At 48.4% G+C, this 13,913-nt stretch carries 13 protein-coding genes; 12 read left to right on the top strand and 1 reads right to left on the bottom strand.

The features are described 5' to 3' along the window. The first annotated feature begins 13 nt into the window (after window positions 1-13). The 7 genes from lepA to J3U76_RS10945 all read left to right on the top strand — a co-directional run bounded on the left by lepA (window position 14) and on the right by J3U76_RS10945 (window position 6,425). Window positions 14-1,810 carry a translation elongation factor 4 gene (gene lepA / locus J3U76_RS10975; RefSeq protein WP_208006011.1) on the top strand — a complete coding sequence of 599 codons (1,797 nt, stop codon included), beginning with the start codon at window positions 14-16 and terminating at the stop codon, window positions 1,808-1,810. Between the two features lie 2 nt (window positions 1,811-1,812). Then, a complete protein-coding gene (lepB, locus tag J3U76_RS10970; RefSeq protein WP_208006010.1) occupies window positions 1,813-2,727 on the top strand; it encodes a signal peptidase I in 915 nt (304 codons plus the stop codon). Further along, the gene (rnc, locus tag J3U76_RS10965; protein ID WP_208006009.1) at window positions 2,727-3,395 is read left to right on the top strand and encodes a ribonuclease III; all 669 of its coding nucleotides are present in this window, start codon (window positions 2,727-2,729) and stop codon (window positions 3,393-3,395) included. Before lepB ends, rnc begins: the two co-directional genes overlap by 1 nt. After that, window positions 3,392-4,297 (top strand): GTPase Era, encoded by a 906-nt coding sequence (era, locus tag J3U76_RS10960; RefSeq protein WP_208006008.1) that lies wholly within the window; start codon window positions 3,392-3,394, stop codon window positions 4,295-4,297. The genes rnc and era overlap by 4 nt, the downstream gene beginning before the upstream one ends. Continuing rightward, complete coding sequence (gene recO, locus J3U76_RS10955; protein WP_208006007.1) at window positions 4,297-5,007, top strand: DNA repair protein RecO; 711 nt, start codon at window positions 4,297-4,299, stop codon at window positions 5,005-5,007. Before era ends, recO begins: the two co-directional genes overlap by 1 nt. Next, entirely contained in the window at window positions 5,000-5,737 is a 738-nt protein-coding gene (pdxJ, locus tag J3U76_RS10950) for a pyridoxine 5'-phosphate synthase (protein WP_208006006.1), read from the top strand. The genes recO and pdxJ overlap by 8 nt, the downstream gene beginning before the upstream one ends. Before the next feature lie 130 nt (window positions 5,738-5,867). After that, window positions 5,868-6,425, top strand: a complete 558-nt coding sequence (locus tag J3U76_RS10945) for an NADPH-dependent FMN reductase (RefSeq protein WP_208006005.1) — start codon at window positions 5,868-5,870, stop codon at window positions 6,423-6,425. A gap of 163 nt (window positions 6,426-6,588) precedes the next feature. On the opposite strand, the gene bamJ is transcribed toward J3U76_RS10945, so the two are convergent. Beyond that, window positions 6,589-7,059, bottom strand: a complete 471-nt coding sequence (gene bamJ / locus J3U76_RS10940) for a BamJ family beta-barrel-assembly machinery protein (protein ID WP_208006004.1) — start codon at window positions 7,057-7,059, stop codon at window positions 6,589-6,591. 190 nt (window positions 7,060-7,249) lie between these two features. Here bamJ and J3U76_RS10935 point away from each other — a divergent pair, with 190 nt between their 5' ends. The 5 genes from J3U76_RS10935 (at window position 7,250) to J3U76_RS10915 (ending at window position 13,732) form a co-directional block, all read left to right on the top strand. Then, window positions 7,250-7,525, top strand: a complete 276-nt coding sequence (locus J3U76_RS10935; RefSeq protein WP_208006055.1) for a YkgJ family cysteine cluster protein — start codon at window positions 7,250-7,252, stop codon at window positions 7,523-7,525. Between the two features lie 20 nt (window positions 7,526-7,545). Continuing rightward, complete coding sequence (locus tag J3U76_RS10930; RefSeq protein WP_208006003.1) at window positions 7,546-8,277, top strand: RluA family pseudouridine synthase; 732 nt, start codon at window positions 7,546-7,548, stop codon at window positions 8,275-8,277. Window positions 8,278-8,313: 36 nt separating this feature from the next. Then, the gene (locus J3U76_RS10925; protein ID WP_208006002.1) at window positions 8,314-8,859 is read left to right on the top strand and encodes a putative antibiotic biosynthesis monooxygenase; all 546 of its coding nucleotides are present in this window, start codon (window positions 8,314-8,316) and stop codon (window positions 8,857-8,859) included. Window positions 8,860-9,086: 227 nt separating this feature from the next. After that, window positions 9,087-10,313: an exonuclease subunit SbcD gene (sbcD, locus tag J3U76_RS10920; protein ID WP_208006001.1), complete on the top strand. Its 1,227-nt coding sequence runs from the start codon at window positions 9,087-9,089 to the stop codon at window positions 10,311-10,313. Next, window positions 10,310-13,732 carry an AAA family ATPase gene (locus tag J3U76_RS10915; RefSeq protein ID WP_208006000.1) on the top strand — a complete coding sequence of 1,141 codons (3,423 nt, stop codon included), beginning with the start codon at window positions 10,310-10,312 and terminating at the stop codon, window positions 13,730-13,732. The genes sbcD and J3U76_RS10915 overlap by 4 nt, the downstream gene beginning before the upstream one ends. The last annotated feature ends 181 nt before the right edge of the window (window positions 13,733-13,913 follow it).

Raw genomic sequence — 13,913 nt, 5'->3', positions numbered from 1 at the left:
CCTTAATTGCATTATGAAGCATATTCGTAACTTTTCCGTCATCGCTCACATAGACCACGGCAAGTCCACCCTGTCCGATCGTTTGATCCAGGTGTGTGGCGGCCTATCGGACCGTGAAATGCAGCAGCAAGTGCTCGATTCTATGGATCTGGAGCGTGAGCGAGGCATTACCATTAAAGCCCAAAGTGTGACCTTAGATTACAAGGCCAATGATGGCGAAACTTATCAGTTAAATTTTATCGACACCCCAGGGCATGTGGATTTTTCTTATGAAGTTTCTCGATCTTTGGCCGCCTGTGAAGGGGCGCTTCTGGTGGTGGATGCGGGGCAGGGCGTAGAAGCACAAACCCTAGCCAACTGCTACACAGCATTGGATATGGAGCTTGAAGTGGTTCCTATCCTTAATAAAATTGACTTACCGCAAGCTGAACCTGAGCGGGTGGCTGCAGAAATTGAAGATATAGTCGGTATTGATGCCATGGATGCGGTGCGCTGTTCGGCAAAAACCGGCATCGGCGTTGATGATGTACTAGAACGATTAGTACAGCAAATTCCGCCACCTGAGGGTGACCCTGATGGTGCATTACAAGCCCTGATTATTGACTCCTGGTTTGACTCCTATTTAGGGGTGGTGTCTTTGGTGCGAATTAAGCAAGGTCGCCTAAAGCGTCATGACAAAATTAAAGTGATGAGTACTGGGCAAGTGTGGGGCGTAGACCGCATTGGTATTTTTACCCCTAAACAGCACGACACCGAGGGTTTAAATTGTGGTGAAGTAGGCTGGGTAGTCTGTGGTATCAAAGACATCAACGGCGCACCTGTGGGCGATACCCTAACTCACGCTAAGCATGGCTCTGAAGATGCACTGCCTGGCTTTAAGAAAGTGAAGCCTCAGGTGTATGCAGGTTTATTCCCAATTTCTGCCGATGATTATGAAGCCTTTCGTGATGCGCTAAATAAATTGTCTCTAAACGATGCTTCTTTGTTCTATGAGCCTGAAACCTCTAATGCCCTTGGCTTTGGTTTTCGTTGTGGCTTCTTAGGCTTATTGCACATGGAGATTATTCAGGAGCGGTTAGAGCGTGAATATAACCTAGACCTGATCACCACAGCGCCGACCGTGGTATACGAAATTGTGCAAACCGACGGTGAGATTATTTATGTCTCTAGCCCATCGGGGTTACCGGCACTTAATAATATTGAAGAGCTGCGTGAGCCCATTGCTGAATGCCACATATTAGTGCCGCAAGAGTACTTAGGTAACGTCATTACCTTGTGTGTTGAAAAACGTGGCATGCAAACTAATATGGTGTATCACGGTAACCAAGTGGCACTCAGCTACGATATTCCTATGGCGGAAGTGGTGCTCGATTTCTTTGACCGTTTGAAGTCGTGCAGTAAAGGCTATGCGTCACTCGATTATAGCTTTAGTCGTTTTGAAGCCGCCGATATGGTACGCCTCGACATTATGATTAATGGCGACCGTGTTGATGCACTAGCGGTGATCACTCATAAAGACAATGCTCTGTATCGTGGCCGCTTATTGGTTGATAAAATGCGTGAGCTTATCCCTCGCCAGATGTTTGATATTGCCATTCAGGCCTCTATTGGCAGCCAGATTATCTCTCGTAGTACGGTTAAGGCCTTGCGTAAAGACGTGACCGCTAAGTGTTATGGCGGTGATGTTAGCCGTAAGAAAAAGCTACTGGCTAAGCAAAAAGAAGGTAAAAAACGCATGAAGTCATTAGGGCGAGTTGATATCCCCCAAGATGCCTTCTTAGCGATTCTCCACGTTGGAAAGGATAAATAATTATGGCAAGTAACTTTGCCTTGATTTTAGTACTGGTCACGCTGGTGACCGGTATTATTTGGGCTTTTGATAAGTGGCGATGGGCTCCGGCTCGCGCACATAAAATTGCTAAAGCACAGCAGGCTCACGGTAATAAAGTGGATGAAGCGGCATTAGCCAAAGCGGCTAAAGTGCCGGGTTGGATTGAGCAAGCCCGCTCTATTTTCCCCGTGATTGCTGTGGTGCTGGTGCTGCGCTCATTTATCTATGAGCCTTTTCAAATACCTTCTGGCTCTATGATGCCGACCTTACTGGTGGGTGATTTTATTTTGGTAGAAAAGTTTGCTTATGGCTTAAAAGAGCCGGTTAGCAACACCACCTTAATTCCCACAGGTCAGCCGAAACGTGGCGATGTCGTGGTATTTAAATACCCTGAAGACACCCGCATCGATTACATTAAGCGGGTGATTGGTTTGCCAGGCGACACTGTGGTTTATCAAGATAAACAGTTATTTGTTAAGCCTGCTTGTGAGACAGAGCCTTGTGCTGACTTTGCACCCATAGCGTTAAGTGCAGCCCAACAGAGTGAATTTTCGCAAATGGGGGTTAACCTTGAGCGCTTTAATGAAGAATTAACCGAGCAAACCCATGATATTTTACGCAATCCTATGCTGCCGGATCGGATCTCTCGCTATTATCGCCAGCCGAATACGGCAATGAATGAGTGGGTGGTGCCACAAGGCCACTACTTTACGATGGGTGATAATAGAGATAACAGTACCGACAGTCGGTTTTGGGGATTTGTACCAGAAGAAAACTTAGTCGGTAAAGCGGTCGCTATTTGGATTAGCTTTGAATTTGAACGTAACGCCGACAGCTGGCTGCCTGCTTGGGTGCCCAGTAATGTCCGTTTTAGCCGCATAGGCGCAATTCATTAATGAAAAAACTGCATATATTAGAAAAAAAGCTGGGATATACCTTTAAAGACCAAAGCATGCTGGTGCGTGCATTAACGCACCGCAGTGCCGGAGCTCGTCATAATGAGCGCTTAGAGTTTTTAGGGGATTCTTTATTGAGTATGGTGATTGCCGACGCCTTATTTCATCGTTTTCCTAGGGTGAATGAAGGCGATATGTCACGCATGCGCGCCACTTTAGTGCGAGAAAAAACCTTGGCTGAACTGGCTCGAGAGTTTGAGCTAGGTGAGTACTTAATTTTAGGCCCTGGTGAGCTAAAAAGTGGCGGCTTTCGCCGAGAATCAATTTTGGCCGATGCGGTAGAAGCTCTGATTGGCGCTGTATACTTAGATGCCGATATTGAGCAAATGCAAGCCATGTTGCTGGCTTGGTATGACAAGCGTCTTAATGCTATTCAGCCAGGTATCGAGCAAAAAGATCCTAAAACTCGGCTGCAAGAGTTTTTACAAGGCAAGCGTCAGCCACTGCCTACCTACACGGTAGTAAATGTAGTGGGTGAAGCTCATAACCAGAAATTTACCGTACATTGCCAAATTGAAGGTATGCCAGAGCCGGTTGTCGGGCTGGGTACTAGCCGCCGTAAGGCCGAACAATCGGCCGCTGAACATGCCTTGGAAGTATTGCTATGACAGCTGAAGAACAAACTTATTGTGGGTTTATTGCCATAGTAGGGCGACCGAATGTGGGCAAGTCGACCTTGCTTAATCATCTATTGGGGCAAAAAGTGAGTATTACCTCACGTAAGCCGCAAACCACGCGCCATCGTATTATGGGGATTGATACAGAAGGTGCCTACCAAGCCATTTATGTGGATACCCCAGGCCTGCATATTGAAGAAAAGCGCGCCATTAACCGCCTAATGAATCGCGCGGCGTCAAGCTCTCTGGGTGATGTTGAAATGGTGATCTTTATGGTAGAAGGCACCAAGTGGACCGACGACGATGAAATGGTGCTTAACAAGCTGCGCCGCATGGACAGCCCTGTAGTGTTAGCCATTAATAAAATTGATAACGTTGAAACCAAAGAAGAGCTGTTGCCACACATGCAGTGGTTGGCAACTAAAATGGATTTTGCCGACATAGTGCCTATTTCTGCTGAAAAAGGCACCAATGTTGACACGCTTGCCAAATTAGCTCGCCAGCGTTTAAGCCCGTCTTTGCATTATTTTCCTGAAGACTATATTACCGACCGTTCATCACGCTTCATGGCGGCAGAAATTATCCGTGAAAAGCTAATGCGTTTTATGGGTGATGAATTGCCTTATTCGGTAACGGTTGAAATTGAGCGTTATCAGGTTGATGAGCAAGGTATAGTGCATATTAATGGTTTGATCTTAGTTGAACGCACCGGGCAAAAACGCATGGTGATTGGCAACAAGGGTGAAAAACTGAAGGTGATTGGCACCGAAGCACGTCTAGATATAGAAAGCCTACTTGAACAAAAGGTCTTTCTTGAACTTTGGGTGAAGGTGAAGTCTGGTTGGGCGGACGATGAGCGAGCTCTACGCAGTCTAGGGTATGGTGAAGATTAATGACGGCGCATGCCGCCTTTGTGATCCATAGTCGGCCCTACAGTGAAACCAGTCAGTTGGTTGATGTGTTTACGCGCGAGCAAGGGCGACAAAGTTTAATTGCCAAAGGAAGTCGGCGCCCACGCTCTGCCCTTAAAGGGCTGTTACAGCCCTTTGTGCCGCTCGATATTCGCTTTTCTGGTAGAAGTGAGCTGAAAACCTTATTAAAAGCAGAAGCCACGGCTCCGGCGATTCGTTTAACAGGAACAGCACTCTATAGCGGCTTATACCTTAATGAGCTGATATTTTATCTACTAGAAACCCACACTCCGTTTGATGAAGTATTTGATGCCTATTATCAAACGCTAACCAGTTTAGCGAGTGGGGTGGGCATTGAGCCTTGTTTGCGTCACTTTGAGTTTTATCTGCTTAATATATTAGGCTATGGCGTCGACTTTACCCTTGATGCCGATAGCGGACAGGCGGTTAAACCCGATGCTTGGTATCAATATCAATCAGAGTCAGGCTTTATGCAGCTGGCTAAGCCAGAGCCAGGCGCTTATGCTGGTGAGCATCTTTATGCGTTGGCTGAACTCGATTTAACCCGACCCGATGTCTTAGTGTCGGCTAAGCGTTTTAGCCGCCAAGCACTGGCACCTTATTTGGGAGGCCGAGCCTTGCGCAGTCGCGCTTTGTTTATCAAAGGAAAGAGAGGAAGTCGCAGTGAGTGAATTATATTTAGGTGTAAATATCGATCATATTGCCACTTTGCGTAATGCTAGAGGCACTAATTACCCTGATCCCGTGCATGCGGCTGCAATCGCTGAACAAGCTGGTGCCGACGGTATTACCGTGCACTTACGCGAAGATAGGCGCCATATTATCGATCGCGACGTAGATATTTTAAGCCAGACTATTGAAACGCGCATGAACCTTGAAATGGCCGTCACCGATGAGATGTTGGATATTGCCTGTCGTATCAAGCCTGCCTTTGTGTGCTTAGTTCCGGAAAAGCGCGAAGAGCTAACCACAGAAGGTGGGTTAGATGTCGCGGGTCAGTTAGACAAGGTTACAGCGGCGGTTACTCGTTTAAAAGAAGCAGGTGTAACAGTCTCTTTATTTGTGGATGCCGACAGAGTACAAATTGATGCCGCCGTTAGTGCTGGCGCCCCTTATATTGAAATTCATACCGGCCATTATGCTGATGCCGAGAGTGAGTCGGAGCGAGGCGCTGAGCTAAAGCGCATTGCGGCTTCTGCATCTTATGCTAATGATGTGGGGTTGAAGGTGAATGGCGGCCACGGCTTGCACTATCATAATGTAAAACCGATTGCGGCAATCCCTGAGATGCTAGAGCTTAATATTGGCCATGCCATTATTGCCCGAGCCGCCTTTGATGGTTTAGAGAAAGCCATTCGCGATATGAAAAGTCTCATGCGCGAAGCCCGGCAAGGCATTTAATCGGCACAATTAGCTGAAGTAAAAAATAAAAACCAAGTCTAGCGACTTGGTTTTTTTATACCTTTAGCCGACACTTTTTAATAAAATTCGCTATGCTGAACAACACTTTGTAGCTTAGTGAGGAGATAGTATGAGTGGTAAATTACATATAGTGGCACTGTCGGGTAGTTTAAGAACTGCTTCTTACAATAGCGCAGCCATTCGAGCGGCCATGGCGTTAGCGCCGCAAGATTGTGACATTGAGCTGCTGGATATCAGTCAACTCCCTCTCTATAACGAAGAGCTTGATGGCGAGCATGTGCCTCAAGCGGTATTAGCGTTAGCGAAAAGAATCGCCAGCGCCGATGCGATTTTATTTGCTACGCCTGAGTATAACTATTCAATTTCTGGGGTATTAAAAAATGCCATCGATTGGTTATCTCGGCAAAAGCCCCAACCCTTTGCTGATAAACCAGCAGCTATTATGAGCGCCAGTATGGGGATATTAGGGGGCGTGCGAGCACAGTATCAGTTACGTCAAATGATGGTTTCGATGGACGTGCACTTTGTAAATAAACCCGAGGTGATGATTGGCCAAGCCCATGAGAAGTTCTCGGAACTTGGCGCGCTTAATGATGGCCAAACCGCTGAGTTTATTGAAAAACTAATGCTTGCCCTAAGAGACTGGACCCTAAGAATTCAGCGCTAATCGTTGAAAGCTCTGATCTTTTGTAGGGTCGATTTCAATCGACCAAACGCAACAGAGCGGCCTAAAAAAGTCGCTCTGTTTTCTTTTATCTGGGCGCTGTATTTTTCGTTAATCTGACAGCTGAAAGCTGATAGCTTACGGCTTACAGCTCGCCGTTAGGCGCTTATTCTACAGCCAATAGCTCAACTTCAAAAATAAGCAAAGAGCCTGGGGCTATGGAGCCTGCGCCATTGTTGCCGTAGGCTAATCGTGATGGAATAAAAAACTTAAACTTATCTCCCGCCACCATTAACTGCACACCTTCTGTCCAACCTCTAATAACGCGATTGAGCGGAAAGCTAATCGACTCATTACGTTCTACTGAGCTATCAAATACGGTGCCATCTAATAAGGTGCCATGATAATGCACTTCAACGGTAGATTTAGCACTAGGGTGGGTGTTGCCTTCACCTTTTTGTAGCACCTGATACTGTAAACCCGAGGCGGTTTCTATCACCTCTGGTTGTGCCTTATTTGTGGCTAAAAACTCTTTACCTGTAGCGATATTTTCAAGGGCTATTTTTTTATTATTAGACTGCCTAACAAAATAAAAGACCGCCACTAGAACCACTATGGTCAATAATACAAATTTCATTATCTTTCCTATTAATGTCGAACCACTGATGTCGAACTATTGAATCTAAGATGACCTATTCTAGCACTCGTTTTTTACAGGTGCAGCTAAATCGCCACTGGCGCTATAATTGATAAGGTGAAGGCGGTAGGATAGTCAGTTAAATACGCAGTAAGTATGGGTAGCTCAAGTGAGCATTAACGTTAAAAACATCCCTGAAACTGAGGTGACTTGTGCCAGTTGTCAGGCCTGCTGTTGTCGTCTAGAGGTGATGTTAATTACCGACACCGGCGTGCCACAAGAGCATATAAGCGAAGATAAGTGGGGAGCCCAAACCATGCGGCGCTTAGACGATGGTTGGTGTTCGGCCATTGATAGAAAAACCTTTCTATGCACTATTTATGAACAAAGACCATGGATTTGTCGCGAGTTTGAAATGGGCTCAGATGAATGTTTAGATGAAAGAGCCATGTTGGGTAAAGACTGAGCCTATTAAAGGAAAATGTTATGGCCCTTGTTGGCGCACAAACAAAGCCGCTTGTTGATGAAAAATCCATTGTTGATGACTTTGTGGCACCAATATGCCACGATTTTGTGCAGATTTTATATCAAGATGACGATATCTTGTTAATCAACAAACCCAGCGGTCTATTGAGTTTGTCGGGCAAACACCCCCTTAATTGGGACTCGGTACATTATCGCTTAGTACAGGGCCAACCTGGGGTAACACCGGCCTTTGCTGAGGCAAAACTGCCGCATCGTTTAGACTTTGGCACCTCAGGCATTATGGTGGTGGCACTGAATGCGGCATCGGCAAAGCAGCTGAATAAGCAATTTCAGGCAGGCGGTATACAAAAGCGTTATCTGGCGATATTAGAGGGATGGCTAGAGCAAGACCAAGGCGCTATTACGGCGGCAATCGCAAAAGATAAGGCTTTGTTTCCTCGAGTTAAAATTTGCCAAACCACAGGTAAAGCGGCCATTAGTGAATATCAAGTGTTGGCCCGTTTAGCACAGCCTTGCCTAAGCCGAGTCGCCTTTACTCCATTGACGGGGCGCACTCATCAATTGCGGATTCATAGCCAATTTATCGGCCATGCTATTGTGGGTTGCGATTTATACTCCAGCGCCACCAGTCAGCGCCTTGCCGAGCGTTTATTGCTCCATGCCAGTGACTTATATTTTGAGCATCCCACCCTTAATACGCCAATGCACGGACATTGCCCCTGTCCATTTTAGTGGGGGCCCAGCCATTATTACTGCAGGATAGTCACTATGTCTAAAGAAGAGCGGCCACTACTTTCTGTTATTGTGCGCCGGTTTCCTAAAAAGCTGATGGCAAAAATTGAGCGATCACTAGGGAAAACCCAACAAGCCATGGCCAATCAACCCGGGTTTGTGGGGCTGCAAAATAGTTTCTCTCATCACGCTGATTACAGTGAGCTGGTCACCGTATTTGCGTTTGATTCAAGCGAGAGCTTAAATCAGTGGGAAACATCGCCCCTTCGTAACAGCTTTGTGACCGAGCTTGATTTGTACTCACAAGACAGCGTGACTCATGCGCAATTTGATGACCTTGCTTTATTGTTGCACCCCAGAGCGCAGTTAAGAAAGATAGAAACAGTGGCGATTTTAATCTTTTGGATTTTATTACTCGGCAACATTTTACGCTATTTAGCCGATGAATATTTACCCGGCCTATTGGCACCACACTGGCGTAACAGTATTTTAGTGTTAATTAATGTGGTGCTGATTAGTTATGTCTTTTTGCCTTGGTCGAGCATGATAGCGACCAAAATTAAGGCCTATTGCACTAAGTAGCCAGCTAGCCCAGCCACCATACGACTTTGTGGTACAAGGGAGGATAAAGGGATCTACTCCACCGACCATCACATGACAGGGACGTCACGTGCAGAGCGTCACAGGGAGGTGCTTGCAGCGTGTCGGTGGAGTAGACGCTTTATTCGATTTCTACAGGACAATAAGTAGATTCAGTTACTTTCTCAGAGTGGTATAAAGATTCCCTTTAATTTAACAAAGAGTCATTCATGCGTATTTTGCACACCTCCGACTGGCATCTTGGCCAGCACTTTATGGGTAAAACCCGTTTTGCAGAACATCAGGCTTTTTTAAGCTGGTTAGTAGAGCAGGTACAGGCACAAGCCGTTGATGCCGTGTTGGTGGCCGGAGATGTGTTTGATACTGGCACGCCGCCCAGCTATGCCCGTGAGTTATATAACGACTTTATTGTTAAATTGCAGCAAACGGGCACGCAATTGGTGATTTTAGGCGGCAATCACGACTCGGTGGCAATGCTTAATGAATCCCGAAGCTTGTTGGGCTGCTTAAATGTGCAAGTGATCCCTGGCGTATTAGCCGACATAGAACAACAAGTATTAACACTCACCGATCGCACAGGGGAACCTGGGGCCGTGTTATGTGCAGTGCCCTTTATTCGCGCCCGAGAAGTGATGAGCAGTGAGTCAGGGCAAAGTGCCAGCGACAAACAATACAGCTTACAAGCGGCCATTGCCCAGCATTATCAGCAGTTATTTGATCGCGCTCAGCAACAAAGCCAACGCGCTGCTACTCCTTTGCCGATTATAGCCACCGGACATTTAACTACAGTGGGTGCCAGCACCAGTGACTCGGTACGCGAAATCTATATTGGCACCTTAGATGCCTTTCCTGCCAGTGCCTTTCCGCCAGCTGACTATATTGCCTTAGGCCATATTCATCGGCCGCAAAAAGTGGGGGGCCAGCAACATATTCGCTACTGCGGCTCGCCTTTGGCATTAAGTTTTGACGAAGTCGGCCAGCAAAAAGAAGTGCTATTGGTCGATCTTGCATCAAGCGGGCTCACCGCGATCACCCCTTTACCGGTGCCTGTTTTTCAGCCAATGGCCAGAGTGAAGGGCAACTTGCAAGAGATTGGTGAGGCGATGCGCACCCTAGCCGCTGAGCACGACGAAACAGAGCAAGACTTGCCTGTTTGGTTAGAAGTGACGGTGACCGAAGGTGACTACTTAAGTGACTTACAACCAAGAATTGAACAACTGGCCGAAGGGCTAGCGCTAGAAATATTATCGGTGCGTCGCCAGCGCACGCTACAACAAGATGGCTTAACCGCCGAAGCCGGGGTGACCTTAAGTGAGCTGACACCGCAACAGGTGTTTAGCCAGCGCCTTGCCAGTGAAGAGTTAGTGCCAGAGCGCGAGCAAGCACTGCATGACTTATACCAAGGGTTATTAGTCGATATGGAGCAAGATGCATGAAAATCCTCAGCCTGCGGCTAAAAAACCTGAACTCCCTAAAAGGGGAGTGGAAAATAGACTTTACTCAAGCGCCTTTTAATAACAGCGGCCTGTTTGCCATTACTGGGCCAACCGGGGCGGGTAAAACTACCTTGCTGGATGCAATTTGCTTGGCCTTGTATCACGAAACACCGCGCATGAAGCAAGTTTCTGCCAGCAGTAATGAGCTGATGACCCGCCACACTGCCGATTGCTTAGCCGAAGTAGAGTTTGAAGTTAAAGGCGAAGGCTATCGGGCTTTTTGGAGCCAACGCCGCTCGCGGGATAAAATAGACGGCAAGTTGCAAGCGCCTAAAGTTGAGCTGGCAAAACTTGATGGCAGTATTATTAGCACCAAAATTAATGATAAATTGCGCCTCACTGAAGAATTAAGTGGCTTAGATTTTGGTCGTTTTACTAAGTCGATGTTATTGGCCCAAGGGGGCTTTGCCGCTTTTTTACATGCTAATGCCAACGAGCGGGCCGAGTTACTGGAAGAGCTGACCGGTACCGATATTTATGCGCAACTCTCAAAACGCGTATTTGAGAAAACCCGCGAGCAACAAGGGGCGCTAGCTGAGCTTAATGCGCGAGCCGCGGGCATGGAGCTGCTCAGTGACGAGCAGCAACAACAAATACAAGAAGACATAGCCGCCGCGGAATTAGTGCTGGCCCAGCACCAGCAATCTTTAGTGCAAAGCCAAGCCAGTGTGCAACGTATTCAGGCTTATCAGGGGGCACAAGAGCAACAAGCGGCAGCTAATACCGCGCTTACGACTGCCAAGGAAGCATGGCAAGAGCAGGCTGCAGCGCGTCAGCAGTTAGCACTGGCAGAGCCCGCTCGTCGCCTACAAGCGACGTGGCAGCCATGGCAAGATGCCCAAGCGCGGCTAAAAAAATATCAGGGCCAATTAAGCCAAACCCAAGCCGAACACGAGCAACAGCTAGCGGCGCAACAGTTGCAATGCTGGCAAGGGCTGCAAGTGAGTCGCAAGCTAAGCCAAGCTTTAACCGCTAATGAACAGGCCTTGCGAGCAGAGCAAGCGTCACTTAACCAACAAATGGCCACTAACCCGGTAGCCGAGCGCTTAGGTGAATATTTAGCAGGATGGCGCGAGCAGGTGCACAGCAACGCCAGTGAGCAGGAAAATTTAACCCGGGCACAAGCAGGGCAAGCCAAGTTACAAACCAAGCAAGAGACCTTGGCCCAGTCTTATCAGCAAACCCAGCAAGAAGTCACGCAGGCAGCGCGCACTGTCGATCAGGCAAAGCAGGCACTTAATACGCAACAACAACAACTGACTCAGTTATTAGCCGGTGAGTCTTTACCTCAGTTGCGTCAAACCTTGCAACAGCTTAATCAGCAACAAGGGCTATGGAGCCAAGTGCGCCAATGCTGGACGCAGTCTGCTAAGTTAACCAAGGCGCAGGCTAAGCTAAACCAAACGCTGGCCGAGCAAATGCCCCAAGCGAGTGAGCTTGAGGCGCAATTAGTTCAATCACGGGCGCACTATAAAGCGCTACAAGAACAAATTCGCGATAAAGAGCAGCTACTCAAGCAAGAGCAGCGAATTCGCGCGTTAGAAGAGCACAGAGCACGCTTGCAACCCGATGAGGCCTGCCCTTTATGTGGCAGTGAGCAGCATCCGGCCATTGAGGCTTATCAAGCGCTCGATGATGCCACCGCCAACAGCTTGGCCGCTAAAATACAGGAACGCGAAGCTTGTGAACGCCAAGGCACGCAGCTTAATAAGGCCTTAGCCAACTGCCAAGCCGCTATTGGGCAACAGCAAGGGCAATTACAGACACTAGGCGATGAGCTCAAAGAATTAGAGGCGGAGTTAGCGCGCCTATTAGCAGAGCTTGAGGTAACGGCCAGTACGCCTGCTGAGCAAGAAGTGCAGTTAGTGCAACGCCAGCAGCAGTTGCAAGTGCTCACTGCGCAATGTCAGCAGCTTGAGCTACAAAAAGAGGCGCTATATCGCAGCCAAGAGCAAGTGCAACAGGCTGAACGTGCGCTGGCTCAGGCGCAAAGCAAGCAAAGCCTGCAAGGCCAAGAGTTGGCTTCCTTAACCGAGCAACAAACCCAATTACAGCAAGAAATTGCGGCGCAACACGCGCGAGTTGCCCAGCAAGAGGCCGAGCTTAGCGCGTCACTCAGCGGACTTAATTGGACTGTTCCTCATGATTGGCTCGCTTGGCTTAACGAGTGCGAGCAGCAATGGCTGAACTGGAAAAAGCAGCAAGCCCGAGTACAGGCTATTACCGAACAATGCCAGCAGTTAGCGGTCAGTTTACACACCGCCTATGCTGAGCAGGCCCAGTGGCAAGCGCGTTGGGCGGCGTTGAATATTCCAGACTTAGCAGACAGTGAGCCAGTGGCGGATACCGAAGCCGAGCTTGGGCAGTTAAATGAGCAGTGGCAAAACCGCCAGCAGCAGTTACAGCAGCAGATTGCTCGCATCGATACCTTAAAATCGCAAACTCACGAGTTAACAGTCGAGCTAGAAGAGCGCTTAAAAGTGTGGCAGCAACAATTAGCTGACAGCCCGTTTAGTGATGAAAGCGCATTTTTGGCAGCCTTATTAACTGAGGCAGAGCAAACCGCGTTGGCCGAACAGCAGCGAACATTAGAGCAGGCGTTACATAAGGCGCAAACCTTGGCAGAGCAAGCCCAACAGGCCGCAGACACCGCCAAAGCTGACTTGGGTGAGCTAGACCCAAGCACGGCGCCTGCCTTGCAAGAACACATACAAGACTGCCAAGCGCAATATAATGCGCAGCACCAACAGATTGGTGGCTGGCGCGCGCAGCTCGACACCAATACACAGCGTCGGGCCCGCCAACAAGCTTTATTCGATGACATTAGTGCTCAGCAACAAAGCCTGCAGTTGTGGGAGCAACTGAATCATTTGATAGGCTCCGCCGACGGCGCCAAGTATCGCCGTTTTGCGCAAGGGCTAACCCTTGAGCATTTAGTGCAATTGGCCAACCAGCGCCTAGCGCGCTTACATGGTCGTTATCAGCTAGCTCGCCAAGCAGGCGGTGAGTTAGAACTGTCGGTTATCGACACTTGGCAAGCCGATGTGGCGCGCGACACCCAAACGTTATCTGGCGGCGAAAGCTTTTTAGTCAGCCTGGCGTTAGCGCTGGCGCTGTCAGATTTAGTGAGCAGTAAAACCCGTATCGACTCGTTATTTTTAGATGAAGGCTTTGGCACGCTCGATGCCGAAACCTTAGAAGTGGCATTGGATGCGTTAGACGCCCTTAATGCCAGCGGTAAAATGATTGGCGTGATCAGTCATATTGACGCACTAAAAGAGCGAGTACCGGTGCAGATAAAACTCAGTAAAAGCCAAGGCTTAGGCTTAAGCCGACTCGGCCCTGAGTTTGAGGTTTAAAAGCTCCGCCGCGCCATCTGACCGCCAAGGATGGCGAGAATGCAGAAATGTCAGGAGCACTTTTCTGCCCTGGCGCGGAGGGTCGACGGAGCAGACACCCTCTGCCTTCCCATTAGCACCGAGCTGCCTGTCACTACAAACAGCCGACACCAAAACATGAAGAAGAGACAGGAGGCATTGC

It is taken from the genome of Oceanisphaera pacifica (assembly GCF_017498065.1).
Taxonomy (GTDB): Bacteria; Pseudomonadota; Gammaproteobacteria; order Enterobacterales; family Aeromonadaceae; genus Oceanimonas; species Oceanimonas pacifica.
This window is presented reverse-complemented; position numbering and strand designations above follow the sequence as displayed.